24 protein-coding genes are annotated in these 25,895 nt (G+C 54.2%); 9 read left to right on the plus strand and 15 right to left on the minus strand.

Annotated features, from left to right (window positions below; translation table 11 throughout):
* Positions 1–87: 87 nt before the first annotated feature.
* The 3 genes from nadR to serB form a co-directional block, all read right to left on the minus strand.
* A complete protein-coding gene (nadR, locus tag OGV79_RS01035) occupies positions 88–1,320 on the minus strand; it encodes a multifunctional transcriptional regulator/nicotinamide-nucleotide adenylyltransferase/ribosylnicotinamide kinase NadR (RefSeq protein ID WP_012134180.1) in 1,233 nt (410 codons plus the stop codon).
* A 138-nt stretch (positions 1,321–1,458) separates the two neighbouring features.
* On the minus strand, positions 1,459–2,841 hold the full coding sequence (radA, locus tag OGV79_RS01040; RefSeq protein WP_024130728.1) for a DNA repair protein RadA: 1,383 nt from the start codon (positions 2,839–2,841) through the stop codon (positions 1,459–1,461).
* 97 nt (positions 2,842–2,938) lie between these two features.
* Positions 2,939–3,907, minus strand: a complete 969-nt coding sequence (gene serB / locus OGV79_RS01045; protein ID WP_047459052.1) for a phosphoserine phosphatase — start codon at positions 3,905–3,907, stop codon at positions 2,939–2,941.
* Between the two features lie 117 nt (positions 3,908–4,024).
* On the opposite strand from serB, the gene OGV79_RS01050 reads away from it, so the two are divergent.
* The 6 genes from OGV79_RS01050 to OGV79_RS01075 all read left to right on the plus strand — a co-directional run bounded on the left by OGV79_RS01050 (position 4,025) and on the right by OGV79_RS01075 (position 10,642).
* Positions 4,025–4,672, plus strand: coding sequence for a YtjB family periplasmic protein (locus tag OGV79_RS01050; protein ID WP_012134185.1), 648 nt, complete (start codon positions 4,025–4,027; stop codon positions 4,670–4,672).
* Positions 4,673–4,726: 54 nt separating this feature from the next.
* Entirely contained in the window at positions 4,727–5,743 is a 1,017-nt protein-coding gene (lplA, locus tag OGV79_RS01055) for a lipoate--protein ligase (RefSeq protein ID WP_047459054.1), read from the plus strand.
* Between the two features lie 398 nt (positions 5,744–6,141).
* Positions 6,142–6,840 (plus strand): DUF1120 domain-containing protein, encoded by a 699-nt coding sequence (locus OGV79_RS01060; protein ID WP_012134187.1) that lies wholly within the window; start codon positions 6,142–6,144, stop codon positions 6,838–6,840.
* A gap of 82 nt (positions 6,841–6,922) precedes the next feature.
* Positions 6,923–7,633, plus strand: coding sequence for a fimbria/pilus chaperone family protein (locus OGV79_RS01065; RefSeq protein WP_047459060.1), 711 nt, complete (start codon positions 6,923–6,925; stop codon positions 7,631–7,633).
* Positions 7,634–7,664: 31 nt separating this feature from the next.
* Complete coding sequence (locus OGV79_RS01070) at positions 7,665–10,079, plus strand: fimbrial biogenesis outer membrane usher protein (protein WP_286466673.1); 2,415 nt, start codon at positions 7,665–7,667, stop codon at positions 10,077–10,079.
* Positions 10,076–10,642 carry a DUF1120 domain-containing protein gene (locus tag OGV79_RS01075; RefSeq protein ID WP_047459063.1) on the plus strand — a complete coding sequence of 189 codons (567 nt, stop codon included), beginning with the start codon at positions 10,076–10,078 and terminating at the stop codon, positions 10,640–10,642. The genes OGV79_RS01070 and OGV79_RS01075 overlap by 4 nt, the downstream gene beginning before the upstream one ends.
* A gap of 193 nt (positions 10,643–10,835) precedes the next feature.
* Here the strand turns inward: OGV79_RS01075 and deoD are convergent, their stop codons facing one another.
* The 4 genes from deoD to deoC form a co-directional block, all read right to left on the minus strand.
* A complete protein-coding gene (deoD, locus tag OGV79_RS01080) occupies positions 10,836–11,555 on the minus strand; it encodes a purine-nucleoside phosphorylase (RefSeq protein ID WP_012134191.1) in 720 nt (239 codons plus the stop codon).
* Positions 11,556–11,654: 99 nt separating this feature from the next.
* Positions 11,655–12,878 carry a phosphopentomutase gene (deoB, locus tag OGV79_RS01085; RefSeq protein WP_024130731.1) on the minus strand — a complete coding sequence of 408 codons (1,224 nt, stop codon included), beginning with the start codon at positions 12,876–12,878 and terminating at the stop codon, positions 11,655–11,657.
* Positions 12,879–12,930: 52 nt separating this feature from the next.
* Positions 12,931–14,253, minus strand: coding sequence for a thymidine phosphorylase (deoA, locus tag OGV79_RS01090; RefSeq protein ID WP_047459067.1), 1,323 nt, complete (start codon positions 14,251–14,253; stop codon positions 12,931–12,933).
* Positions 14,254–14,388: 135 nt separating this feature from the next.
* Positions 14,389–15,168: a deoxyribose-phosphate aldolase gene (gene deoC, locus OGV79_RS01095; protein ID WP_024130733.1), complete on the minus strand. Its 780-nt coding sequence runs from the start codon at positions 15,166–15,168 to the stop codon at positions 14,389–14,391.
* A 262-nt stretch (positions 15,169–15,430) separates the two neighbouring features.
* Here deoC and OGV79_RS01100 point away from each other — a divergent pair, with 262 nt between their 5' ends.
* Positions 15,431–17,017, plus strand: a complete 1,587-nt coding sequence (locus OGV79_RS01100) for a YjjI family glycine radical enzyme (protein ID WP_199971775.1) — start codon at positions 15,431–15,433, stop codon at positions 17,015–17,017.
* 71 nt (positions 17,018–17,088) lie between these two features.
* On the plus strand, positions 17,089–17,943 hold the full coding sequence (locus OGV79_RS01105; protein ID WP_199976477.1) for a YjjW family glycine radical enzyme activase: 855 nt from the start codon (positions 17,089–17,091) through the stop codon (positions 17,941–17,943).
* A gap of 126 nt (positions 17,944–18,069) precedes the next feature.
* Here OGV79_RS01105 and OGV79_RS01110 read toward each other — a convergent pair whose 3' ends face one another.
* The 8 genes from OGV79_RS01110 to OGV79_RS01145 all read right to left on the minus strand — a co-directional run bounded on the left by OGV79_RS01110 (position 18,070) and on the right by OGV79_RS01145 (position 24,479).
* Positions 18,070–18,846, minus strand: coding sequence for a metal-dependent hydrolase (locus OGV79_RS01110; RefSeq protein WP_049011483.1), 777 nt, complete (start codon positions 18,844–18,846; stop codon positions 18,070–18,072).
* Complete coding sequence (locus tag OGV79_RS01115; RefSeq protein ID WP_275376214.1) at positions 18,843–19,916, minus strand: patatin-like phospholipase family protein; 1,074 nt, start codon at positions 19,914–19,916, stop codon at positions 18,843–18,845. The genes OGV79_RS01110 and OGV79_RS01115 overlap by 4 nt, the downstream gene beginning before the upstream one ends.
* A 123-nt stretch (positions 19,917–20,039) precedes the next feature.
* The gene (locus OGV79_RS01120) at positions 20,040–20,201 is read right to left on the minus strand and encodes a DUF1328 domain-containing protein (protein ID WP_047459078.1); all 162 of its coding nucleotides are present in this window, start codon (positions 20,199–20,201) and stop codon (positions 20,040–20,042) included.
* 128 nt (positions 20,202–20,329) lie between these two features.
* Entirely contained in the window at positions 20,330–20,947 is a 618-nt protein-coding gene (osmY, locus tag OGV79_RS01125) for a molecular chaperone OsmY (RefSeq protein WP_047459081.1), read from the minus strand.
* Positions 20,948–21,276: 329 nt separating this feature from the next.
* Positions 21,277–22,866, minus strand: a complete 1,590-nt coding sequence (gene prfC, locus OGV79_RS01130; RefSeq protein ID WP_012134201.1) for a peptide chain release factor 3 — start codon at positions 22,864–22,866, stop codon at positions 21,277–21,279.
* A gap of 92 nt (positions 22,867–22,958) precedes the next feature.
* Positions 22,959–23,636 carry a pyrimidine 5'-nucleotidase gene (yjjG, locus tag OGV79_RS01135; protein WP_024130736.1) on the minus strand — a complete coding sequence of 226 codons (678 nt, stop codon included), beginning with the start codon at positions 23,634–23,636 and terminating at the stop codon, positions 22,959–22,961.
* Between the two features lie 14 nt (positions 23,637–23,650).
* Entirely contained in the window at positions 23,651–24,097 is a 447-nt protein-coding gene (gene rimI, locus OGV79_RS01140) for a ribosomal protein S18-alanine N-acetyltransferase (protein ID WP_012134203.1), read from the minus strand.
* A complete protein-coding gene (locus OGV79_RS01145; protein WP_200076041.1) occupies positions 24,066–24,479 on the minus strand; it encodes a DNA polymerase III subunit psi in 414 nt (137 codons plus the stop codon). The genes rimI and OGV79_RS01145 overlap by 32 nt, the downstream gene beginning before the upstream one ends.
* Positions 24,480–24,582: 103 nt before the next feature.
* Between OGV79_RS01145 and rsmC the strand changes: the two genes are divergently transcribed.
* Complete coding sequence (rsmC, locus tag OGV79_RS01150) at positions 24,583–25,611, plus strand: 16S rRNA (guanine(1207)-N(2))-methyltransferase RsmC (RefSeq protein WP_047459087.1); 1,029 nt, start codon at positions 24,583–24,585, stop codon at positions 25,609–25,611.
* Positions 25,612–25,895: the final 284 nt, after the last annotated feature.

The following is a 25,895-nucleotide window of genomic DNA, read 5'->3' on the forward strand; positions in this document are numbered from 1 at the left end:
GTATCAGATGCCGGATGGCGCTACGCTTATCCGGCCTACAGACTTATCCGGCCTACACCTTGTAGGCCGCCATCCGGCGCTTCAGGCTTAACCCTGCTCGCCCATCATCTCTTTCACTAACTCCACGCAGCGCAAAAATCGACCATCGTAATCGGCCTCTTCTACGTGGACGAAATTGATGTTGTTCTCCCGCAGCATATCCACCAGCAGATTCTGGAACTCTTTACGATCCACCGAACTGCCCAGACTCCGTAACCCATCCGCGACCCAGGGCGTATTGTTCTCCAGCAGGATCACCAGATCAAAGCGGTATTCATCGATCAACGCCTGTACAAACGGATGCTCGCGCCCTTCGTATTTTTTACAAAAGGCCTGCGTGGTAACGAAATCGGTATCGATAAAGGCCACTTTATTGGCGTATTTCACCGCAAAATCAATATATTGTGCATGGCCCAGCGCGATCTTATCGTAATCGGAATACTGTAACGCCATCTCGTCACCGCCCAGATGCGAGAAGACATAGTCGCGCCCGTACTCCCACGCGCTGGTGGTATTAAAAATATTGGCGAGCTTGTTCACCAGCGTGGATTTCCCGCTCGACTCTCCGCCTAATATCGCCACGGTGCGCACGAAAAAGGGCTTCACTTCCGTCGGAATGTATTCCCAGTAGCGGAACGGGTTTTCACGGATCTGCGCCCCGCTGATACTCATAAAGGTTCGTTTCGGATCGACCAGCACCGTTTCAATAGCCAGGTGTTCGAGATACTGCGGCGCATCGGCTTCCTCGGACGTGTAGATCCAGTTGGGCTGAATCCCCTTCTCTTCCATAAAGGCTTTGATGCCGTTGCTCCACACATCCCAGCCGTGCGGGTACGGCTCCATCCCTTCCTCATTGAAGGCATGAATACGAATATTCTTCTGATATTTAAAGGTCTGTAGTAGCCAACGCAGACGATCCGACACGGTAGGCTGTTGCGACATGGCGCTGTCTTCAAACAGTTCGCGGTCACGGGTATCGTCATAACCCATAATGATATGCAGTTCATCCACCTGGCTACAGGCGCGCTGAATCAAATAGATATGCCCGGTATGCAGGGGGTAGAACTTGCCAAACACCACGCCGATGTTTTTCCGCTGCCGGGGAAACTCCAGCCCCAAAAAACGATGCAGCGCCTCCAGCTTTTGCGCACTGGGGCTTTTAATCTTCGCGTTCAGAAGTTGGCTCAAATACCCTTTGGTCATGCCGCTGGCATCCGCCACCTGTTGCAGGGTACACCCCTTTTGCTTGATCGCGGTTTTGAGATAGTCGAACGATGACACAAGAGCCTCCTGCTAAAAAACGCGTAACAATGCCTGATGGCGCTTCGCTTATCAGGCCTACAACATCAATCCGTAGGCCGGATAAGACGCACTGCGTCGCTATCCGGCAAATTATACAACATCAGTACATACAGATGATTATAAGTCGTCAAACACACTTAACGCATCCGCAAGCTTTTTAACGCCAAAAACCTGCATCCCTTCCGGCGGCTTTTTCGGCACGTTGGCAGCTGGTACGATAGCGCGGCGGAAACCGTGTTTAGCCGCTTCAGAAATACGTTCCTGACCGCTGGGCACCGGGCGAATTTCCCCTGCCAGCCCCACTTCGCCAAACACCACCAGATCCTGCGGCAGCGGCCTGTCGCGCAGGCTGGAGACCATCGCCAGCAATAGCGCGAGATCCGCGCTGGTCTCCGTGACCTTCACGCCGCCCACGACATTGACGAATACATCCTGATCGGCCATCTGCAATCCGCCATGACGGTGCAGCACCGCCAGCAGGATCGCCAGACGGTTTTGTTCCAGACCGACCGCCACGCGACGCGGATTCGCCATCATCGAGTGATCGACCAGCGCCTGAATTTCTACCAGCAGCGGGCGCGTCCCTTCCCACACCACCATGACCGAACTGCCGGAAGTCACCTCATCGCCACGGCTTAAGAAAATTGCGGACGGGTTGCTGACTTCACGCAGCCCCTGTTCCGTCATCGCAAAAACGCCCAGCTCGTTTACCGCGCCAAAACGGTTTTTATGGCTACGCAGCGTGCGAAAGCGGGAGTCAGCGTCGCCATCCAATAGCACCGAGCAGTCAATGCAGTGCTCCAGCACCTTCGGGCCAGCCAGCGAGCCGTCTTTGGTTACATGACCAACCATCACGATAGCCACGCCGCGCGTTTTGGCAAAGCGCGTCAGGTAAGCGGCCGTCTCACGCACCTGGGCCACGCTGCCCGGCGAGGACTGGATATCCGCCATATGCATCACCTGGATGGAGTCGATCACCATCAGCTTCGGTTGTTCTTCTTCCGCAATCAGGCAGATCTGTTCAATACTGGTTTCTGACAGCATATTCATGTTAGCCGTCGGCAATCCCAGCCGATGCGCGCGCATCGCTACCTGTTGCAGGGATTCTTCGCCCGTGACGTACAGGGTTTTCATCTGCTCGGCCAGTTTGCAAAGCGTTTGCAGCAGCAGCGTGGATTTCCCCGCACCGGGGTTGCCGCCAATCAGGATGGCGCTGCCGGGCACGACACCGCCGCCCAGCACACGGTCGAACTCTTTAAACCCGGTGGAAAAACGCGGCAGCTCCTCAAGGCTGATGTCAGACAATTTCTGCACCTTTGCCACGCCTGCGTTACCGGCATAGCCGCTGAGTCGCTCATTACGCGCCACCGTTGGCGACGCGGCAAGACGCACCTCGGTGATGGTGTTCCAGGCATGACAGGCGCTGCATTGCCCCTGCCAGCGCGGATAATCGGCCCCGCATTCATTACAAACAAAGGCGCGTTTTGGAGCTTTTGCCACGGTTTACCTCTTTATTTCATGCAGTTGCCGGATGGCGCTGGCGCTTATCCGGCCTACAGTCACTTTCCCGTAGGCCCTGCGCCATCGGGCAATTCAATCATTTTTGATTCATACTGCCGGAGAGAATGCAGAACACCCCCATCAGGTCAGCGTGACGAATCGTGATTTCCGTCTTTTCATTCACTTTCGGTTTGGCGTGGTACGCAATCCCCAGCCCGGCCGCTTTAATCATCGGCAGATCGTTAGCGCCATCGCCAATCGCCACCGTCTGCGCCACGGGAATTTCATACTCCTGCGCCAGGCGGGTCAGCGTGTTAGCTTTGTACTGGGCATCGACGATATCGCCAATGACATTGCCGGTAAATTTCCCGTCGATGATCTCCAGCTCGTTCGCCACCACCGTGGTTAAACGCAGCTTTTCACGCAGGTATTCCGCAAAAAAGGTAAACCCGCCGGAGGCGATCGCCACTTTCCAGCCGAGCGTTTCCAGCTTCAGCACCAGTTGCGTCAGACCCGGCATCAACGGCAAATTCTCGCGCACCTGGCGCAGAATATCGGCATCCGCGCCTTTCAGCGTCGCCACACGGCTGCGTAAACTGGCGGTAAAATCCAGTTCGCCGCGCATCGCGCGTTCCGTGACTTCCGCAACCATTTCGCCCGTCCCGGCCAGCTTCGCGATTTCATCGATGCATTCAATCTGAATCGCCGTCGAATCCATATCCATAACCAGCAGGCCTGGCGTACGCAGATGCGGAATTTTGCCCAGCGGCGCGACGTCCAGCCCGGCACCGTGCGCCAGCTTCGTCGCGCGCGGCGTTAAGGAACCCGCCAGACGAATCACCTGATAATCTTCGACGCACCAGGCCGCCACGATCACCATCGCCGCGCCCAGCTTGCTCTGGTACTGCGTTAAGCGCTGCTTATCCAACCCGCGACCGTACAGCAGCCAGCCGCTACGGCCTGCGTGGTAATCCAGTGGCATCACCTCGTCACCACTTAATGAAAGGGGTAAACCAGGCCACAAAGAAACATCTTCAGGCAGATCGCACCAGGTAATGTTAGGCATTAAAGCTCCTGTAAAATCGTTCGGGTCGGGAATCATCCTGGGGAAAATAACGCATGAGGCTACCCTGTAACCATCGCTTCTGGCAACATTAAGCCTCAAATTTTCAGCAGGTGGAATATGGCTCGCGCAAAACTGAAATTCCGGCTTCATCGTGCAGTGATTGTATTGTTCTGTCTCGCACTGCTCGTCGGGCTGATGCAGGGGGCGTCCTGGTTCAGTCAAAACCATCAACGGCAGCGCAATCCGCAGCTCGAAGAACTGGCCCGCACGCTGGCGCGCCAGGTGACCTTAAATATCGCGCCGCTGATGCGCACCGAAACGCCGGATGAGAAGCGGATCGCCGTCGTACTCCGCCAGCTAACGGAAGAGAGCCGCATTCTGGATGCCGGCGTCTACGACGAGCAAGGCGATCTCATTACGCGCGCAGGCGAAAGCGTCAATGTGCGCGACAGGCTGGCGCTGGACGGTAAAAAAGCGGGCGGCTATTTTAATCAGCAGATTGTCGAACCTATTCAGGGTAAAAATGGCCCGCTGGGCTATCTGCGCCTAACGCTGGATACGCATACGCTGGCGACCGAAGCGAAACAGGTCGATAACACCACCAACATTTTACGCCTGATGCTGCTCCTGTCACTGGCAATTGGCGTGGTGCTCACGCGCACCTTGCTACAGGGCAAACGCACGCGCTGGCAGCAATCGCCTTTCCTGCTCACCGCCAGTAAATCCGTACCGGAAGAGGAAGAAAGCGAGAAGAAAGAACCATAGGATAGCCGCCGCTTTGTCGTTAATATAGTTGAGACCACGAAAAGGAATGCTGCCATGACGACATTACGTCTGCTTATCTCTGACTCTTACGATCCCTGGTTCAACCTGGCGGTTGAAGAATGTATTTTTCGCCAGATGCCCGCGACACAGCGCGTTTTGTTCCTGTGGCGCAACGCTGATACGGTCGTCATCGGGCGGGCGCAAAACCCGTGGAAAGAGTGCAACACCCGGCGCATGGAAGAAGACAATGTCCGGCTGGCGCGTCGCAGCAGCGGCGGCGGCGCGGTGTTCCACGATCTCGGCAATACCTGTTTTACATTTATGGCCGGGAAGCCGGAGTACGACAAAACGATCTCCACCGCGATAGTGCTCAATGCGCTGAACGCGCTGGGCGTTAGCGCAGAGGCTTCCGGTCGTAACGATCTGGTGGTGAAAACGCCGGAAGGCGACCGCAAGGTTTCCGGCTCCGCCTATCGGGAAACCAAAGATCGCGGCTTCCACCACGGCACATTGCTGTTGAATGCCGATCTCAGCCGTCTGGCGAACTACCTCAATCCTGATAAGAAAAAATTACAGGCCAAAGGGATCGCCTCCGTACGCGGGCGCGTCGCCAATCTGGTCGAACTGCTGCCTGGCATTACCCATGAACACATCTGCGACGCCATTACCGAGGCGTTCTTCAGCCACTACGGCGAACGCGTGGAAGCCGAAATAATCTCTCCAGATAAAACGCCGGATCTGCCCAATTTTGCCGAAACATTCGCTCGCCAGAGCAGTTGGGAATGGAACTTCGGCCAGGCGCCAGCCTTTACGCATCTTCTGGACGAACGCTTTATCTGGGGCGGCGTTGAACTGCACTTCGACGTTGAAAAAGGGCACATCACGCGCACTCAGGTTTTTACCGACAGCCTTAACCCTGCGCCGCTGGAAGCGCTGGCAGGCCGTTTACAGGGGTGTCTGTACCGTGCGGATATGCTGCAACAGGAGTGTGATGCGCTGTTAGTCGATTTTCCAGAGCAGGAAAAAGAGCTACGGGAATTGTCGGCGTGGATTGCGCGGGCGGTGCGTTAACCCTCTCCAGGACGTGCCCGTTTCCCCTTAACAAGGGCGGCACGTTATTTTCTCAATAACCATCAGCAATACATTAAAAGCCTGCCGATTAACGCTCAGGCTGGCATATTATTTATCAATAATATTCACCGCATGAATATATAAACATACAATCTCGCCATATTCCAACCGCATACAAAATAGCAGCAACTCTAAAACAAAAAATAACAAAGATCACCAGAAATCAGTTTTAAATAAAACTAAAACCACTGTCTGCTGTGTCCAGATAATATATTACTTCTGGAATATAACTCTATCCCAACCATATTCCATAGCTATCTGGTTGATATAAAACGTATTCAGAAGGCAAGTAACATGCCTTTTCGTACCATCACACAATTCAAGTTAAGGATCAACAAATGAAAAAAGCACTTCTTGCCACCGCAATCGCGGCACTGACCATGTCTAACGCATGGGCGGCCGACGGCGCCACCACTGAACTGCGCGTAACGGGGAAACTGCTGGTCGGTGGCTGTACCGCGACTGTCAATGGCGGCAACGCACTTGACTTCGGCTCGCATCTGATCAGCGACCTTAGTTCAACGGCCGTCAACGATATCGCCACGAAAGACACCGATCTGGTCATCGAGTGCCCCAGCGCCACGAAAGTAGGCTGGACGCTGACCGATAACAAAGCGGATAGCAACGCAGAGATCTGGATAACCGGCATCATTAAAGGTAAAGGAGTCTCATTCGGCGTAGGTAAAACAGCAGGCAATGTCAACATTGGCGCCTATGCCGTATCCATCGATTCTGTCAAGGCTGCAAGCGCGAAAGCCGTCAATGGCGAAGACACTTTTGACGCTGACTATATTGTAAGCGCCGCCGCAAGTACGGGTTTGTGGGCTAAGGCGACAACGGAAACTTCTTTTCGGAACCAGGAAGGGACGCAGGATATCATCACCGTCGGCGCCAAAGGCACGCTGGAACCAGCAGCCTATAACAATGCAACTTATCCGCTTAAGGTTTCTCTGGCTGTAGATAATACCACCAAACTGGCCATTAGCGATGATACCGATATTTCAGGTTCCGCCACCATTACCCTGAGATATATCTAATCACATCGTTATTAATCATATCTGTACAACAACTCCCTACATGGATAGGTGGGGAGTTTTTCCAATAGAAGGAATTACAATAATGTCTGACAAATCTTGTACCGTTAAAGCGTATATATTTGCCGCCACGCTTCTCTGTTTACCTTTATCTCAGGCTTATGCGGCAGGAATGGTTCCCGCCTCCACGCTACTGGTTATTGAAGAAAGCCATAATGGCGGAACGATAAATGTCAAAAACAGCGATACGGTTCCGATGTTGCTGTACACCACAATAGAAGATGTAAAAGATGACAGTGGCATCACCGTCAACGTCACCCAGCCCGTCGTACGCGTGGAACCCGGTCAGGAACAGCAGGTCCGCTTTATTATGGAAAGCAGCGCCCCGCTAACCAAAGAGCACTATAAACGCGTCACCTTTGAAGGCATCCCGCCATCAGGCGTGTCTAAAGGCGCAATGAAAGTTAACTTCAATCTGCGTCAGGATCTGCCGGTATTAATTCGCCCCAAAAATTTACCGGTCGTCACCGATGCGTGGAAACTGCTGAAATGGTCCGGCTCCGGGCAGCATATTAAAGTCAGCAACCCTTCCGCCTATGTGGTGCGCCTGGCGCAACAGGTGATTTTTTTACCTTCGCAAACGGCCGGGGAAATCGCAAAAACCTATATTTTACCCGGAGAAGTTCTGGATGTAACCGTCAAGAAATCCATCATTTCCGATCAATCTGTACGCTTCTTCCCGGCCAGCCGCTACGGCATCGACATACCCAATTTCACTGCGCCGTTAACACCATAATCAATAAAAAACGGGGACAAAGTAAGTGTATATGAAAGGAATCAACCTGCTGTCTCGCCATATTCAGATCGCGTTATATTCATGTACGTTATTAACCTCAACGGCGTTAGCCCGTGAAGTAACGTTCAGTACCGATATACTCAATACGCGCGGCATCAGTAAAAATATCGCAAATTACTTCGCAGAAGAGCCGCGTTTTTTGCCCGGTGTACATAGCGTTCTAATCAACGTAAACGGGTCAGAAAAAGGTTCGCTGGGCGCCAAATTTGACGAACAAGGGCAACTCTGCGTAGATGACGATTTTCTGACAGCGATCGGGCTACGTCCTCTGGGGATCTCCCTGCAAGAACACTGTCATGACCTGCAAAAAGATTATCCCTCCGCCGTCATAAAGTCCCTTCCCGGTAAGGAGATGCTGGAGTTAACTGTCCCGCCCGACGCACTGGAAAATAGCGCGTCCCGGGAGAAAAACTATAGCCACGGCGGCAGCGCCGGGCTGCTCAACTACAGCCTGTTTTCCACGCGAAATGAATACAACGGCGGCGACAGCCATAACTACACGCAGGGCGATCTCGAAGCGGGCGCCAATCTGGCCAACTGGGCATTGCGCAGCCGCTATTTTCTGCTGGACTCTGACGGCGATCGCAGCGCTAAAAATTTATTCACTTATGGCGAACACGTTTTTGAAGCGCAACAGATGCGTGTCCAGGTTGGGCAGATCAGCTCCAGATCGGCGCTGTTTTCTGGAACATCCCTCAGCGGCATTCAGTTACTCCCCGAGTCCAGTATGACCTCTGATAATTCAGGCGTCACCGTGACGGGGATTGCCCGCACGAACCAGGCACGAGTAGAAGTCCGCCAGGCGGGGCAGCTTGTTTATTCCACGCTGGTAAACGCGGGGGCATTCAGGCTGGACAATGTCCCCATCCTGTTAAATAACGCCGATCTTCAGGTCAGCATCGTCGAAACCGACAACGTCACAACCAGTTTCATCGTACCTGCCTCCTCAATCAACCTGAACGGTCTTCCGCGACCACAAGGGCTTATGATGTCAGTAGGCCAGGTGCGCAACGTCGACAGCGATTACAGCGACCCCTGGGTATATAACATTTCAGACGGCTGGCGCCTTACCCCACAAACAAGTTTGCTGGCGGCGGGGGTTCTTGCCGAGGATTATCAGGCAAGCGGTGCAATGCTGGAGTGGAGTTCAAACGAGAAATGGCAAGTATTTGCCAGTCTGCTGGGCAGCCGTGAATCCTTCGGCGATACGCGCAGCGGTATAAAGGCGGAAATTCAAAACCAGCTGACACTTCCCGGCCATGTCTCTGTTGGGGTCAGCACCGCGCGTTATTCTGACGACTATCGTGAGTTGTCCGAGGCGATGGACGACGACAGCGCAAGCTATCAAAGCAGCTATAGCGCCAATGTGAACTGGAGCGGCAGAACAGCAGGAACCTTCTCGTTAGCCTATAGCTATAATCAGGCCACGGATGATTATGAAGACTCCAGTTACGTGAGTCTTTCATGGGGAAAAACATTTAAATACGCGTCAATAAACGTGAACTGGCAGCACTCTGTTAGCAACGATAATGACGACATCAACAATGACAACTATGACGATGATGTGTTTTACATCAACCTCAACATTCCTTTCCAGTCGCAGTCGATTAACGCATATATGCGCAATCAGGGCGACCGAACGACATATGGCTTACGCAGCAGTGGCCCTCTCAGCGACAATACCAGCTATTCCGTTTCGGCGGATCGCGATATCGGAAACGATCTCAACACCCTCAACGGCAACATCAACAGCAACCTGCACTACACGCAGATGAGCGTTGGCGCAACAACCAACAATGACGATCAGCGTACCTACAGCGCAATGCTGTCGGGCGGCATTGCACTGCATCGCCAGGGGGTAACCTTCTCCCCCTATACCATTAAAGATACCTTTGGCATTGCCCACCTGAGCGAACCGGAAAGCGGCATCGAAATCGCAACGCCGCAAGGCCCGGTCTGGACAGATTTCTGGGGGCAGGCCGTGGTGCCAGGACTGACGGAGTGGCGTAAGTCACGTATTGAGGTGAACGCAAATACGCTGCCCAAAAATATGGATCTGGCTAACGGAACAAAGCTACTGGTGCCCGCTCATGCCACCGTCAGCGACCTGGATTTTAACGTGCTAAACACCCGTCGCGTCATGCTAAAGATAAAGCAGCAGGATGGCTCCTGGCTTCCTAAAGGCACGTCTGTTGTTGATGAAAAAGGAAACTACCTGGTCAGCGCAGTGGACAGCGGCCGCGTCTTTATTAGCAATATTGACGAAACGCCAACGCTCTATAGCGTTGATGACAATATGAACCGTATCTGCAAAATCACTTACACATTAAGCAATGTGCAGAATAAAGAGGCGTTTTACGAAACGGCGGAGGGTATTTGCCAATGAAGTCATACGGAAAGTGGATCATTGCATTATGTACGTTAGCAGCGCTGGGATCACGCATGGCATGGGCAGACGAGAACTGCCAGGTATCGCTCTCTCGCGCTACCGTGGCCTTTCCCCCGATGCAGCGAAATGACAACGTCGGCTCACAGCAAAACTGGTTTAAAATGCCCTCGCGCGATATCAATGTCAGCATCTATTGCCCGCAACCACAGGTGATGGCGCTATTTGTACATGGCGCCGCAGGCCCACAAGGGCGATTTCTTTTCGGTAACGGCGGGGGGCTGGCGTTGAAAGCCAGCCAAATGATACTGGATGGTCGCAGCTATATGATCGGGAAAACAACCGATCGCAATGAGTTCATTCCCGCAGACGGCCATGCCGATACACAGCTGCTGCACAATAACGAAGCCATTATCGCTATCGAGAACAATGAAGCCGCGCGCGGGCAGCAGTTGAACTTTACGTTAACGCTAACGCCAGTGCTGAACGAAAAGCAGTTCCGTAACGTCAGCGACAATACTGAGATGGAGAGTAATTTAAGCTGGGAGTTGCTAACGCATTAATCGCCAAAGGGCGGTAAATAAACAGGCAGGGAAAAGGGGCAAACTGCCCCTTCAGAGTGCTGACAAAGGATTGTGCAGCATTTATGTCGGGTGGCGGTCAGGCCTTACCCGACCTACAAATCACGTAAAATATTTTGTAGGCCTGATAAGCGAAGCGCCATCAGGCGTAAGGGGCAAACTGCCCCCTTCTTTTTTACGCTTTATCGCCCAGCAGAACAGATTCCAGCGCGATTTTGATCATGTCGTTGAAGGTCGTCTGACGTTCAGCGGCAGTGGTCTGCTCGTGAGTACGGATATGGTCAGACACGGTGCAGATGGTCAGCGCTTTCGCACCAAACTCAGCCGCTACGCCGTAGATACCCGCCGCTTCCATTTCCACGCCCAGGATGCCGTATTTTTCCATCACGTCGAACATTTCGCCGTCAGGAGAATAGAACAGATCGGCGGAGAACAGGTTGCCCACGCGTGCGTCAACTCCCAGCGCTTTCGCCGCGTCTACCGCGTTGCGCACCATGTCAAAGTCAGCGATCGCCGCAAAATCATGATCCTTGAAGCGGATACGGTTAACTTTGGAATCGGTGCAGGCACCCATACCAATCACCACATCGCGCAGTTTCACATCGTTGCGTACCGCACCGCAGGAACCGACACGAATGATTTTCTTCACGCCGAAATCGGTGATCAGCTCTTTGGTATAGATGGAGCAGGACGGGATACCCATACCGTGACCCATGACTGAGATCTTACGGCCTTTGTACGTCCCGGTGAAACCTAACATGCCGCGAACGTTGTTCACTTCACGCACGTCTTCAAGGAAAGTTTCAGCAATGTGCTTCGCACGCAGCGGGTCGCCCGGCATCAAAACGACGTCAGCGAAATCACCCATTTCTGCGTTAATATGTGGAGTTGCCATCTTTTATCCTTATCTCGTTGTTATTGCCTGATGGCGGCTACGCCTTATCAGGCCTACAAAACCGTAGGCCCGGTAAGCTTGCGCCACCGGGCAATTGCATCACAGCATGTTTTTGCCGTAGTCCATCGGCGACGTACCGAAGTACGTTGCCAGCGTCTGACCGATATCCGCGAAGGTTTCACGGTGACCGAGCGAGCCCGCTTTCACTTTCGGGCCATAAATCAGCACCGGAATGTGCTCGCGAGTATGGTCCGTACCGGTCCAGGTCGGGTCGCAACCGTGGTCGGCGGTCAGGATCAGAATGTCATCTTCACCGACCAGTTCCATCAGTTCCGGCAGACGACGGTCAAACAGCTCCAGACCCGCAGCATAGCCCGCTACGTCGCGGCGATGCCCCCAGGATGAGTCGAAATCAACAAAGTTGGTAAAGACGATCGTCTCGTCGCCCGCTTCTTTCATCTCTTTAAGGGTGGCGTCGAACAGCGCGTCCAGGCCGGTGGCTTTCACTTTTTTGGTGATGCCGCAGTTGGCGTAGATATCCGCAATCTTACCGACGGAAACCACATGCCCTTTTTTCTCGTCGACCAGTTTCTGCAAGATGGTCGGCGCTGGCGGTTCAACGGCCAGATCGTGACGGTTGCCGGTACGCTGGAAGTTACCGGCCTTATCGCCGATAAACGGACGCGCGATAACGCGGCCAATGTTGTAGCCGCCTTCGGTCAGCTCTTCACGGGCGATTTCGCACAGCTCGTACAGTTTATCCAGCCCAAAGGTCTCTTCATGGCAGGCGATCTGGAATACGGAGTCAGCGGAGGTATAGAAAATCGGTTTACCGGTTTTCATATGCTCTTCGCCCAATTGATCCAGAATGACCGTACCGGAAGAGTGACAGTTACCGAGATAACCCGGCAGGTTGGCACGTTTTACCAGCTTATCCAGCAGTTCCTGCGGGAAGCTGTTTTCGTGGTCGCTGAAGTAGCCCCAGTCAAACAGAACCGGAACACCCGCGATTTCCCAGTGGCCAGACGGGGTATCTTTACCGGAAGAGAGCTCGTGCGCCCACGCGTACGCGCCAATCACTTCCGCATTGCCGTCCATACCCGCAGCAATTTTACCGGTAGAACCTTCATGCGCTTTCACCAGACCCAGGCGGGTCAGGTTAGGCAAATTCAGTGGGCCTTTACGGCCATTGTCGGCCTCGCCCCTGGCGCAGGCTTCTGCAATATGGCCCAGGGTATCTGAACCTACGTCGCCAAAGCGATCCGCATCTTCAGTTGCACCAATACCAAAGGAGTCCAGCACCATAATAAATGCACGTTTCATCTTGTTCTCCATACATCTTGCGCTGCAAAAAAGCGATCAGATCAGTATACAGCTATTCGGTAATACGACGATAGACTGTCGATGTAATTTCAGGCGCTTTGTCGTCAAGGCTGATTGCCGCTTTGACGGCTTTCGCCGCTTCCTGCCAGCTGGCTTCGTCTTTGGCGTGGATAACAGCCAACGGACGCTGCCCGTCAACGCTGTCGCCCAGACGCGCCATGTCGGTAAAGCCGACGCTGTAATCAATGGTGTCCGACGCCTGGCGACGACCGCCGCCCATTGAGACCACCGCCATGCCCAACGCGCGAGTGTCCATCGCGGATACAAAACCTTCAGTATCGGCATAGACAGCTTTGCTGAGCATCGCCGTCGGCAGGTATTTCGCGTAGTTTTCCACGAAATCGCTCGGCCCTTTCTGTGCCGCTACCATGCGACCAAAGATTTCCGCCGCTTTGCCGTTATCCAGCACCGCCTGTAGTTTCACTCGCGCATCAGCGTCATCTTTCGCCAGCTTGCCGGAGATCAGCATCTCCACGCACAGCGCCATCGTGACGTCGAACAGACGCGGGTTGCGGTATTCACCTGTCAGGAACTGCACCGCTTCGCGCACTTCGACGGCGTTACCGGCGCTGGAGGCCAGCACCTGGTTCATGTCGGTGAGCAGCGCAGTTGTGCGCACGCCTGCACCGTTGGAAACGCCAACGATGGCTTCAGCCAGCGCCGCAGAAAGTTCATAGGTTGGCATAAAGGCGCCGCTGCCTACTTTCACGTCCATCACCAGCGCATCCAGCCCTTCCGCCAGTTTTTTCGCGAGGATTGAAGCGGTGATCAACGGGATGGAGTCCACCGTCGCGGTAATGTCGCGGGTGGCGTAAAAACGTTTATCCGCCGGTGCGAGCGAACTGGTCTGCCCAATAATCGCCACACCCACGTCTTTAATGATTTCGCGGAAACGGTTGTCGTCCGGGAAAATATCAAATCCCGGGATTGCTTCCAGTTTGTCGAGCGTACCGCCGGTATGACCGAGGCCGCGCCCGGAGATCATTGGAATGTAGCCGCCGCAGGCCGCCACCATAGGGCCAAGCATCAGCGAAGTCACATCACCCACGCCGCCGGTGGAGTGTTTGTCAACGATGGGGCCGTTAAGGTTGAGACTCTTCCAGTCCAGAACGGTTCCTGAATCTCGCATCGCCATGGTCAGCGACACACGCTCAGGCATCGACATATCGTGGAAGAAAATGGTCATCGCCAGAGCGGCAATCTGCCCCTCAGAGATGGTGTTATCACGAATACCATTGATAAAGAAGCGGATCTCTTCGTCGCTTAACGGATGACCATCACGTTTTTTACGAATAATTTCTTGTGCGAGAAACACGGTAACCCCCAGGGGAAAAGAGTAGAAGGCCATTGTAGGCCGGGTAAGCAACGCGCCACCCGGCAGTCGTATTGATGCCGGATGGCGGCTGCGCCTTATCCGGCCTACGTCACTACAACTCCGGCAATATAAGGCTTAGTAGCTGCTTGCGCTCTTGCCGTCCCCGTGACCCAGCGCTTTCAGCAGGCTTGCCAGCAGGCTGGATGCGCCGAAACGGTAGTGACGGGAATCCGCCCAGTCAGCGCCAAACAGTTCGTCAGCAATGGCCAGGAACTGCTGTGCATCTTCAGCGGTACGCACGCCGCCAGCCGGTTTGAAACCAACGGTTTTGGAAACACCCATATCGCGGATCACTTCCATCATGATGCGTGCGCTTTCCGGCGTTGCGTTAACCGGAACCTTACCGGTAGAGGTTTTGATAAAATCCGCACCGGCTTTGATGGAAATTTCAGACGCTTTACGGATTAACGCTTCTTCTTTCAGCTCACCGGTTTCAATGATCACTTTCAGCAGCACGTTTGCCGCCGCACAGGCGTCTTTACAGGCTTTCACCAGATCGAAGCCCACCTGCTCGTTACCGGCAATCAGCGCGCGGTACGGGAATACCACGTCAACTTCGTCCGCGCCGTACGCGATGGCTGCGCGGGTTTCTGCCAGCGCGATGTCAATGTCGTCATTACCGTGCGGGAAGTTGGTGACGGTCGCAATGCGGATATCCGGCGTGCCCTGCTCTTTCAGAGTTTTACGCGCAATCGGAATAAAACGCGGGTAGATACAGATAGCGGCAGTATTCCCAACCGGGGTTTTCGCCTGATGACACAGCGCGATCACTTTTTCATTGGTGTCGTCGTCATTCAGGGTGGTCAGGTCCATCAGTTTCAGCGCACGCAGGCTGCTTGCGGTTAAATCAGTCATTACATTCTCCTGGCTCATCGCCGGTATAAAATTTCACCTTGCGAGTTTGTTAGTATTCTAACATCCGCTCGCCATTACACTTCGATATACATCACAGTTAATGAAAACTACGTACAAATTTGCATTACTGTAACGAGATCTACTTCAAATAAATGACCTTTCCCGGCCTCGCGAGTGGGCAACAGGCGCATCCTGATCAAAAGCCATCATCACGCAACTTCCTACAATGGCGCTTAACCTTCGGCACAAAAAGGAAACGAAGATGCCCACTTCATGCGAAACCGCGCTGCAACATCGTTGCCAGCAAATTGTGACCAGTCCGGTGCTCAGCCCCGAACAAAAACGTCATTTTCTGGCGCTGGAAGCTGAGAACGCTTTGCCTTATCCGGCCTTGCCCGCAGAGGCTCGCCAGGCGCTGGACGACGGGGTTATCTGCGATATGTTCGAAGGTCATGCCCCGTTCAAACCTCGTTATGTTTTGCCCGATTACGCCCGTTTTCTGGCTAATGGCTCACAGTGGCTGGAGCTGGAAGGCGCAAAAGATCTGGATGACGCACTATCTTTGCTGACCATCCTCTACCATCACGTTCCTTCCGTAACATCGATGCCGGTCTATCTGGGGCAACTGGATGCGCTGTTGCAGCCGTATGTTAAAATTCTAACACAAGACGAGATCGATATTCGAATAAAACGTTTCTGGCGCTATCTCGACAGAACGCTGCCGGACGCCTTTATGCATGCCAATATTGGCCCGGCCGACACGCCTGTCACCCGCGCTATTTTACGTGCCGACGCTGAGTTAAAGCAGGTTTCACCTAACCTGACGTTTATCTACGATCCCGATATCACACCGGATGATTTACTGCTTGATGTCGCTAAAAACATTTGTGAATGCAGCAAACCGCATATTTCTAATGGCCCGGTAAATGATAAAATTTTCACAAAAGGTCAATATGGCGTCGTCAGTTGTTACAACTCTCTGCCGCTTGCGGGCGGCGGCAGCACGCTGGTCAGGATCAATCTGAAAGCCGTTGCAGAGCGCAGCACCTCTGTCGATGACTTCTTTACGCGCACGCTACCGCACTACTGCCAGCAGCAAATCGCCATCATTGATGCCCGATGTGACTTCCTCTATGAACAATCACATTTCTTTGAGAATAGCTTCCTGGTGCAGGAAGGGTTGCTTGATCCCGGACGTTTTGTACCGATGTTTGGGATGTATGGCCTGGCCGAAGCGGTAAACCTGCTGTGTGAAAACGCGGGGATGAACGCGCGCTACGGGAAAGACGACGCGGCCAATGCGCTGGGCTATCGCATCAGCGAGCAGTTGGCCGATTTCGTCGCAAACACGCCCGTTAAGCATGGCTGGAAACAGCGGGCGATGCTGCATGCCCAGTCAGGCATCAGCTCCGATATCGGTACGACGCCGGGCGCGCGTTTACCGTACGGCGATGAACCTGACCCCATTACCCACCTGCAAACCGTCGCCCCCCATCATGCGCACTACCATGCCGGGATCAGCGACATCCTGACGCTGGACGAAACCATCAAGCGGAATCCTCAGGCGCTGGTGCAGCTTTGTCTGGGCGCGTTCAAGGCCGGCATGCGGGAGTTTACCGCCAACGTCAGCGGCAACGATCTGGTGCGCGTTACCGGGTATATGGTGCGCCTGTCGGATCTGGAAAAATATCGCGCCGAAGGATCGCGAACAAACACCACCTGGCTGGGGGAAGAAGCCGCGCGCAATACGCGCATTCTGGAACGACAAGCACGCGTAATAAGTCATGAACAGCAGATGCGCTTCCTAACGCAAAATCATTCGAGAGGCATCGAGGCGGCAAGCGAATGAATCCCCAGGAGCGTACACGTAGTACGTGACTGGGGTGAATAAGTGCAGCCAACAAAGAGGCAGTTCGAAGGATGAAGTGTTTAGTCAGTAAAATCATACCGTTCTCCTGCGTGGACGGCCCCGGCAGTCGTCTGGCTCTGTTCTTACAAGGGTGCAATCTGCGCTGTAAGAATTGCCATAATCCGTGGACGATCGGGCGCTGCAACGACTGCGGTGAGTGCGTTCCCCAGTGCCCTCATCAGGCGCTGGGCTTCAGCGCGGGGAAAGTGGTGTGGCAGGCTGACGTCTGCGAGCAGTGCGATACCTGTTTGCGGATGTGCCCGCAGCAGGCCACGCCGATGGCGCAGACGATGAGCGTCGATGAGGTGCTGGGCCATATCCGTAAGGCATCGACATTTATTGAAGGCATTACCGTCAGCGGGGGCGAAGCCACCACCCAGTTACCGTTTATTTGCGCGCTGTTTGCCGCGATCAAGGCCGATCCGCAGCTGTGTACGCTGACGTGTCTGGTCGACAGCAACGGCCTGTTGAGCGAAACTGGCTGGCAGAAACTGCTGCCCGTTTGTGATGGCGCGATGCTCGATCTAAAAGCCTGGGGTAGCACCTGCCATCAGCGTCTTACCGGGCGGGATAACGCGCAGATCAAGCACAGCATCAGGATATTGGCGGAGCATGGCAAGCTGGCCGAGCTACGGCTGCTGGTGATTCCTGGTCAGGTGGATTACCTGCAACAGATAGCGCCGCTGGCCGCGTTTATCTCCCGTCTGGGCGATATTCCCGTCCGGTTAAACGCTTTCCATGCACATGGGGTGTATGGCGAAGCAAAAGCGTGGCCGGGCGCAACGCCTGACGACGTGCAACAACTGGCAAACGCATTATGGGCGCACGGGGTGCATAACCTGATTTTCCCAGCTTTATATTTATGAATCGCCGGATGGCGGCTGCGCCTTATCCGGCCTACAAATGATGTCGACCCGTAGGCCGCCTTATCCGGCCCACAAATGATGTCGGCCCGTAGGCCGGATAAGACGCTTTTGCGTCGCATCCGGCAATCAGAGACGAAATAACGCCGTCGTATTGCGATACAGCGTTTCGGCTATCACCTCAGAGGGTTCATCGCGTAGCGCGCACAGCTCGCTGAATACCCGTGCCGCCTGCTCCGGGCGGTTTGGCTGTCCCTGAAAACCATTTAGCGGCATATCCGGCGCGTCGGTCTCCAGCAGCAATGCATCCAGCGGCAGTTGTGCCATCACATCACGCGTTTTACTGGCGCGCGGATAAGTAATCGTGCCGCCAACGCCAATTTTGTAGCCTAACTGAACAAAGCGTTCCGCCTGTTGCAGACTGCCGGAAAAACCATGTACCACCCCGGTTCGCGCCAGGGCGTGGCGTTTGAGATGCATTGCCAGCTTGTCATGGGTGCGACGCGAGTGAAGGATCACCGGCAGATCGTAGCGTTTCGCCAGTTTAAGCTGCGCCTCCAGGAGCCGTTCTTGCTCATCAAACTGAGGATTATCGCGGTAAAGATCCAGCCCGATCTCCCCTACCGCCACGACTTTCTGCGGGCGTTGATCCAGCGCCTGTTGCAGGCGATCCAGACTGTCATCTGCGTGCTGCTCAATAAACACAGGGTGCAGCCCCAGCGCCGCGAACAACGGCGGGAAGCGTTCCGCCAGCGCCAGCACGCGTGAAAAACAGGCCGCAGCCGTCGCCGGAACAATGATTTTGCCAACTCCCGCGTCAGCGGCACGCTGAATGCTGGCCGCTTCATCACCGGTGAAAGGCGGAAAATCAAAATGACAATGCGTGTCGATAAATCGGCAACTCACGCCAGATCCTCATTATTGAAGGTAGTGTCGTTGGCCTGCGCTGCGCCGCTGACCGTTGCTACGTGCATATCGTTGACCACCGCCGCCGGAGGCACCACCACCGGGCCAGGAATGACAATCTTCGGCGTGTGGCGGGAGAGCGGCGGTTTCTCCGTCAGCAGTTTCCCCACCGTCGCCAGAAAATAGCGCCCGCACAGGCGTCCAATTTTGTAATCTTCGCGCAGCGCAGGAAGACGACTGCCCAACGCCATGCTTTGCAGCGGTTTCGGCGGGTAGATTTCAATGATACGCAGCTTACCCGGCGGCTTCTCAATAAAACGCTGAATGGCGCTATAGCTGGTTTCGTGGTGCTGTACCAGATTCACCAGCGGCTGCAAACTGCTCTCCCCCAGCCAGCGCTCCATGCGCTTAAACCACTGCGGCGTATAGTACATTTGCGAAGGCACCGTGCGGATCACCACGATCGTTTTCGCGCCACGCTTTGCCGCCTCCTGTACCGGGATCGCATCGCTGATCCCGCCGTCCAGATAATTGATGCCATCCAGCGCCACGCCTGTACGGTAGAACCCCGGAATCGCGCTGGTCGCACGAATAATATCGAGCCAGTTTTGCTTCGTTGGCGAGAAATAGTTCGCCGTGTAGTCATCCCCACGACAGGCGCACATATAGAAGGATTTTCCGCTATCGAACAGACGCGCGGCGGTGTCCATCGCCAGCGGCATCTGCCCGGATGTCGCGTCCACCAGCCAGTCGAGATCGATCAGGTTCCCCCCGCGAACAAAACGCACCGGGTCGAAGAACTCCCGCTTCGTGGTGTAACGCATAATAACTTTGCGCCCATAGCCGGGCTGGTTACAGAGATAGGCAGAAAGGTTTTGCGCCCCGGCAGAGGTGCCGAGGTAGAGGTCGAATGGATTGAACTTCGCGCGCATAAACTCATCCAGCACGCCAGCGGTAAAGATTCCCCGCTGCCCTCCGCCCTCGCACACCAGAGCCATTCGGCCTGGTCGGAACGCGTTTAATGATAATGGCGCAATATTGCCGAGCGTCACGGGTATTCGCTGCCCCACCTCTGCCTTCCTGTGTTTTATTTTATAGAATGACAAAGTAACGCAAATTCGCGATAGCTAAAACCGTAAAAGCCAGTCCGATGGACTGGCTTAGCATGAATCATGGGTACTACGGGTGACGTGCTAGGGTCGTTTACGGCCCATAAACAGGCTGATCAGGAACAGGACAATCCCGACGACGAAGACAATTTTCGCTGCGCTAGCCGCGGTGCCTGCCAGTCCACCAAAACCCAGAGCGGCGGCAATTAACGCGATAACCAGAAATATAATGCCCCAACGAAACATAAGCTTCTCCTTTACCATAGTTAATGTCGACCGCTTGATATGAGCGTTCAGGTTGCTCATTCGCGATATTTTTAGTGTGGTGTACATTGCGCCTCCCGACAAACGTCGGGAGGGCGAATTAAGACGAATTACTGAGTTTTCAGGTCATTTTTGACGCTTTTCACACCATCAACCGCTTTTGCGATACTTTCAGCACGGTCGATTTGCGCCTGAGAATCTACGGTTCCTGAGAGCTGCACCACGCCGTCGGTGGTTTCGACTTTCACTTTGCGGGAAGGCACGATGTCATCCGCCAACAGTTTCGCTTTGATCTCGCTGGTGGTGGCCGTATCCCCGGCATAGCCTTTCATCGTGCCGGACTTGCTGTCGCGAACATGCAGTTTGTCGCTGACGGAGGTCACACCCTCAACGCCTTCCGCTACTTTCACGGCTTCTTCAGCCTGAGCCTGGCTTTCAACAAAGCCGCTTAATGTCACCACTTTGTTATCGGTTTTGACCGAGATATCGGTGCTCTTAATACTTTCATGATCCACCAACGCCGCTTTCACTTTTGCGGTGATGGCGCTGTCATCCATGAAGTTACCGACTTTATTCATAGAGCTATCGACTTTCTGTCCCGCGCTTTCTGCGCTGGACTGTGCCTTATCCAGCGTAGAGGTTTCCGCAAATGCAGAACCGGTCGCGACAGCGGAGGTCAACATTACGGCCAGGAGAGTTTTAGAAATCTTCAGTCTTGTCGTCGTCATCGATTCATTCCTGTATGGATGGCAGCCGTCACAATCAACATACTTATGCAGAATCGCGGCGCTAATCCCATCTTTATTCAGTTATTAATATCGCAGACAAGATAAATGACGGATTTAACAACCAGTATTCACGCATTGAACAGTGTTAAAAGTCGTCATTTATGTCATCACTTTGTTAAATATAGATCACAATCGCAAAATCGCTTGCTGATACGCTTAAAAAACAAGCAACCATAAGAAAAACTGAGGGATTTAAGAACATTCCGCAAGCGGTTAAAAAGGCAGGGAAAGTAACAGGGCGCGCCGGATGACGCGCCCTGGAGGGACAATTAGTGCTCGCGCGTTTTGCGGAACTGAACGTCAGGATAGCGTTCCTGCGTCAGGTTCAGGTTAACCATTGTTGGTGCGATATAGGTGAGGTTATCACCACCATCCAGCGCCAGTTGTACTTCGTTCTTACGCTTGAACTCTTCGAATTTCTTCGCGTCAGTACATTCAACCCAGCGTGCGGTGGCGACGTTGACGGACTCATAGATAGCCTCAACGTTGTATTCGCTCTTCAGACGGGCAACCACCACGTCAAACTGCAACACGCCGACGGCGCCCACGATCAGATCGTTGTTGGCGATCGGACGGAACACCTGTACCGCGCCTTCTTCAGACAGCTGAACCAGCCCTTTCAGCAGCTGTTTTTGCTTCAGCGGATCTTTCAGGCGGATACGACGGAACAGCTCCGGCGCGAAGTTCGGAATACCGGTGAACTTCATCATTTCGCCCTGAGTGAAGGTGTCGCCGATCTGAATGGTGCCGTGGTTGTGCAGGCCCAGAATATCGCCCGGATACGCCTCTTCAACGTGGGAACGATCGCCCGCCATAAAGGTCAGCGCATCAGAAATCACCACGTCTTTGCCGATACGTACCTGGCGCATTTTCATGCCTTTCTCGTACTTACCGGAGACCACACGCATAAACGCCACGCGGTCGCGGTGTTTTGGGTCCATATTGGCCTGAATCTTAAACACGAAACCGGTGAACTTCTCTTCTTTCGCTTCTACCGTACGGGTATCGGTCTGGCGCGGCATCGGCGCAGGCGCCCACTCCACCAGACCATCCAGCATATGGTCAACGCCGAAGTTACCCAGCGCTGTACCAAAAAAGACCGGGGTGATTTCACCTGCCAGGAACAGCTCATGGTCGAACTCGTTGGACGCGCCCTGCACCAGTTCCAGCTCGTCGCGCAACTGCTGCGCCAGGTCTTCCCCTACGGCAGCGTCAAGTTCCGGGTTATCCAGACCTTTTACAATGCGCACTTCCTGGATAGTGTGGCCTTTACCGGTCTGGTACAGGTAAGTTTCGTCTTTATAAAGGTGATAGACGCCTTTGAACAACTTCCCGCAGCCAATCGGCCAGGTGATCGGCGCACAGCCGATTTTCAGTTCGTTCTCAACTTCATCCAGCAGCTCCATCGGGTCGCGGATGTCACGGTCGAGTTTGTTCATAAAGGTGAGGATCGGCGTATCGCGCAGGCGGGTTACTTCCATCAGCTTACGGGTACGATCTTCGACGCCTTTTGCCGCGTCAATCACCATCAGACAGCAGTCCACCGCCGTCAGCGTGCGGTAGGTATCTTCCGAGAAGTCTTCGTGCCCGGGGGTGTCCAGCAGGTTGACCAGGCAATCATGATAAGGGAACTGCATTACCGACGTGGTAATAGAAATACCACGCTGCTTTTCCATTTCCATCCAGTCAGATTTTGCATGCTGGCTGGAGCCACGGCCTTTTACCGTCCCGGCAGTCTGGATAGCCTGTCCGAACAGCAATACCTTCTCAGTGATAGTGGTTTTACCGGCATCCGGGTGAGAAATAATGGCAAAAGTGCGGCGCTTAGCCACCTCTTGCAAATAAGGAGACAACGTCATAGTTCAATCTTCTTGAGTAAGCGCGGCGTCTGACCACGCATGTTGAATACGAAAAATTGCGGCTATTTTACCCATCAACGGGGGGGAGGCAATCAGTGTTTACACAGGAGTTGCTCCAGTTCGCTTAATGACGCCACGGTCCAGGTCGGTTCAATGCCCGCAGGCTGCTCGCGATGGTGCGCATTCAGCCAGCAGGTGGAAAGCCCGGCGTTAATGCCGCCGAGAATATCAGACTCTGCGGTATCGCCGACCATTAACACGCGAGAGCGGTCAGGGCTGCCCGCCTGCTCCAGCGCGTAATCAAAGATGCGCGGATCGGGCTTTGCCACGCCCACTTCTTCAGAAATAACCAGCAGATCAAAACGATCGCGAAGCCCTGTTCGTTCAAGGCGAATTTGCTGCAATGAGGTGAATCCGTTGGTGATGATGCCCATCTTCACCTTACCGTGCAGGGCGTTAACCAGCGAAACCGCGCCCGGCAGCGGTGCGCAAATCTCCGCCATGGCGTTCATAAACGCATCATTTAACTCTTCAGGCGGGACGTTCAGCTGCTCGCCCCAGCCGACAAAGCGCTGGCGCTGAAGCTGAAGCGAAGTGATAGCGCCGTTCTGATAATCCACCCACAGCGGTTTATTGACGGCCTGGTAGTCCTGAAAATCTTCAGCGGTAAAGGTGACGCTATAGTCGAGAAACATCCGCTGTAAGCCGGTAAACGAGTCAAATGTAAACAGCGTTTCGTCGGCATCAAAGAAAATCCAGTCCCACTTCATTATTCCACCTTGTCTTACATACTGATTGGCAATGCCATGATTATCGCGTCCTCACGCCCGTCAGCCGTCGGGTAGTAATTACGGCGCACCGTTGCCTCATTAAAACCTAAACTTTCATAGAGTGCGATGGCGGCGGCATTTGAGGCGCGCACCTCCAGCCATAACGTCAGGACGCCGCGTTTTTCCAGTTCATCAATCAGATGTTCCAGCAGTTCTCGCCCCAGCCCCCGACGCTGAAAATCCGGGTCGACCGCAATATTGAACAGCGTCGCCTCATCCAGCACCACCTGCGTAATCGCGAACGCCGCCATCTTTCCGCCGACCGTCAGTTGATAGTTGAGGTAACGTTCGCCCTGATTGCTGGCAAAGGTTTTTTCACTCCACGGAAACGCATGGGCGCGTTTTTCAATCAGAAACGCAGCAGGTAAATCAGTCGGATTGAGGGAAGAAATCGTGTTCATATGCGCAAATTTGTTGCCATAGTGCGGCGCGTGCCGTTGGGTTTGCCCGTAATTCATTAAACGCAGGACTTGTCACCTGAGCGCCTTCCAGCAGCAAAGGCTCTTCAGTACCCAGCCGCCAGCTGTTGCACCGGCTGCCTTCCGGCAGCATGGCGACGCGGTCAAGCGTCAACGGTAATACCTGGTCGGGACTGACGGTCAATGCGCGCAAAATATCGCTCATCAGGGGTTCGGTCAGCGCCGGTAATTCTTCCGCCACGACCACCAGACGAACGTGCGCCGGAAGGGAAATCGCGATTTCCCCCTGTAGCGCGCCAGGGCGACGCAGCGACCACTGGGTAATGCCCAGTTGCTGTAATTGCCAGTCTCGTCGGGATGTCATAGCGAAACGCTCCTGTCTGTCAGGGGCGCAAATATAGCAAATTCGTCGAAACTGCGCCAACAAACAACTATAATCGCCGCCAGGAACAATAGAGGAACCTTTCATGTCTGCTTTTACCCCGGCAAGTGAAGTCTTGCTGCGCCACAGTGATGATTTCGAACAAAGCCGTATTCTGTTTGCCGGAGATTTGCAGGATGACCTGCCAGCCCGCTTCGAAAGCGCCGCCAGCCGCGTGCATACGCAACAATTCCACCACTGGCAGCTGTTAAGCCAGCTGATGGGCGAGAAGGCGCGCTTTAGCCTGGTCGCCCACGCTGACGACGTCGCGGACTGCGACACGCTGATCTACTACTGGCCGAAAAATAAACCTGAAGCCCAGTTCCAGTTGATGAATATCCTGTCGCTGCTGCCGCTCGGCACCGACATCTTCGTGGTGGGCGAAAACCGTAGCGGCGTTCGCAGCGCAGAGCAAATGCTGGCCGACTACGCGCCGCTGAACAAAATCGACAGCGCGCGCCGTTGCGGGCTGTATCATGGCCGTCTGGAAAAACAGCCTGTCTTTGATGCGGAAAAATACTGGGGCGAGTACCGCATTAACGATCTGACCATCAAAACGCTGCCCGGCGTTTTCAGCCGCGACGGTCTGGATGTCGGCAGCCAGTTGCTGCTTTCCACGCTGACGCCACATACCAAAGGCAAAGTGCTGGATGTCGGTTGCGGCGCAGGCGTGCTCTCTGCGGCCTTAGCCAGCCACTCGCCAAAAGTGCGTTTAACCCTGTGTGATGTTTCCGCGCCTGCCGTTGAGGCCAGTCGCGCAACGCTTGCGGCAAACGGCGTTGAGGGTGAGGTGTTCGCCAGTAACGTCTTTTCTGACGTAAAAGGGCGTTTTGATATGATCATCTCTAACCCGCCGTTCCACGATGGAATACAAACCAGCCTGGATGCCGCGCAAACGCTGATTCGCGGCGCGGTTCGCCACCTCAACAGCGGCGGTGAGTTACGTATCGTGGCTAACGCTTTCCTGCCTTACCCGAAAGTGCTGGATGAAACGTTTGGCTTCCACGAAGTGATTGCGCAAACCGGGCGCTTTAAAGTTTACCGCACGGTGATGACGCGCCAGGCGAAGAAGTAGAGTGGTCATCGTAGGCCGGATAAGGTGCCTGCACCGCCATCCGGCATGGTTTGCGGATGCCAGATGGCACTTCGCTTATCCGGCCTGCGGTTAGCGCCCATTTTTGCAGCAATCAATCCATCCTGCGTAATTAACTATTGACGAAAAGCTGAAAACCACTAGAATGCGCCTCCGTGGTAGCGATTCTTTTTAAGAATCGATGGTATGCGAAGGTGGCGGAATTGGTAGACGCGCTAGCTTCAGGTGTTAGTGTCCTTACGGACGTGGGGGTTCAAGTCCCCCCC

The sequence above is a fragment of the Citrobacter sp. CK185 genome, from assembly GCF_030333565.1.
GTDB lineage: Bacteria > Pseudomonadota > Gammaproteobacteria > Enterobacterales > Enterobacteriaceae > Citrobacter_B > Citrobacter_B koseri.

What these genes read in the sequence shown, in the direction of transcription:
- rsmC (WP_047459087.1), top strand. Translation starts at nt 24,583, where the DNA reads ATGTCTGCTTTTACCCCGGCAAGTGAAGTCTTGCTGCGCCACAGTGAT.
- OGV79_RS01065 (WP_047459060.1), top strand. Translation starts at nt 6,923, where the DNA reads ATGTCTGACAAATCTTGTACCGTTAAAGCGTATATATTTGCCGCCACG.
- OGV79_RS01120 (WP_047459078.1), bottom strand. Translation starts at nt 20,201, where the DNA reads ATGTTTCGTTGGGGCATTATATTTCTGGTTATCGCGTTAATTGCCGCC.
- deoD (WP_012134191.1), bottom strand. Translation starts at nt 11,555, where the DNA reads ATGGCAACTCCACATATTAACGCAGAAATGGGTGATTTCGCTGACGTC.
- yjjG (WP_024130736.1), bottom strand. Translation starts at nt 23,636, where the DNA reads ATGAAGTGGGACTGGATTTTCTTTGATGCCGACGAAACGCTGTTTACA.
- OGV79_RS01105 (WP_199976477.1), top strand. Translation starts at nt 17,089, where the DNA reads ATGAAGTGTTTAGTCAGTAAAATCATACCGTTCTCCTGCGTGGACGGC.
- OGV79_RS01145 (WP_200076041.1), bottom strand. Translation starts at nt 24,479, where the DNA reads ATGACATCCCGACGAGACTGGCAATTACAGCAACTGGGCATTACCCAG.
- rimI (WP_012134203.1), bottom strand. Translation starts at nt 24,097, where the DNA reads ATGAACACGATTTCTTCCCTCAATCCGACTGATTTACCTGCTGCGTTT.
- OGV79_RS01060 (WP_012134187.1), top strand. Translation starts at nt 6,142, where the DNA reads ATGAAAAAAGCACTTCTTGCCACCGCAATCGCGGCACTGACCATGTCT.
- OGV79_RS01050 (WP_012134185.1), top strand. Translation starts at nt 4,025, where the DNA reads ATGGCTCGCGCAAAACTGAAATTCCGGCTTCATCGTGCAGTGATTGTA.
- lplA (WP_047459054.1), top strand. Translation starts at nt 4,727, where the DNA reads ATGACGACATTACGTCTGCTTATCTCTGACTCTTACGATCCCTGGTTC.
- prfC (WP_012134201.1), bottom strand. Translation starts at nt 22,866, where the DNA reads ATGACGTTGTCTCCTTATTTGCAAGAGGTGGCTAAGCGCCGCACTTTT.
- OGV79_RS01075 (WP_047459063.1), top strand. Translation starts at nt 10,076, where the DNA reads ATGAAGTCATACGGAAAGTGGATCATTGCATTATGTACGTTAGCAGCG.
- deoC (WP_024130733.1), bottom strand. Translation starts at nt 15,168, where the DNA reads ATGACTGATTTAACCGCAAGCAGCCTGCGTGCGCTGAAACTGATGGAC.
- osmY (WP_047459081.1), bottom strand. Translation starts at nt 20,947, where the DNA reads ATGACGACGACAAGACTGAAGATTTCTAAAACTCTCCTGGCCGTAATG.
- deoB (WP_024130731.1), bottom strand. Translation starts at nt 12,878, where the DNA reads ATGAAACGTGCATTTATTATGGTGCTGGACTCCTTTGGTATTGGTGCA.
- OGV79_RS01100 (WP_199971775.1), top strand. Translation starts at nt 15,431, where the DNA reads ATGCCCACTTCATGCGAAACCGCGCTGCAACATCGTTGCCAGCAAATT.
- OGV79_RS01070 (WP_286466673.1), top strand. Translation starts at nt 7,665, where the DNA reads ATGAAAGGAATCAACCTGCTGTCTCGCCATATTCAGATCGCGTTATAT.
- serB (WP_047459052.1), bottom strand. Translation starts at nt 3,907, where the DNA reads ATGCCTAACATTACCTGGTGCGATCTGCCTGAAGATGTTTCTTTGTGG.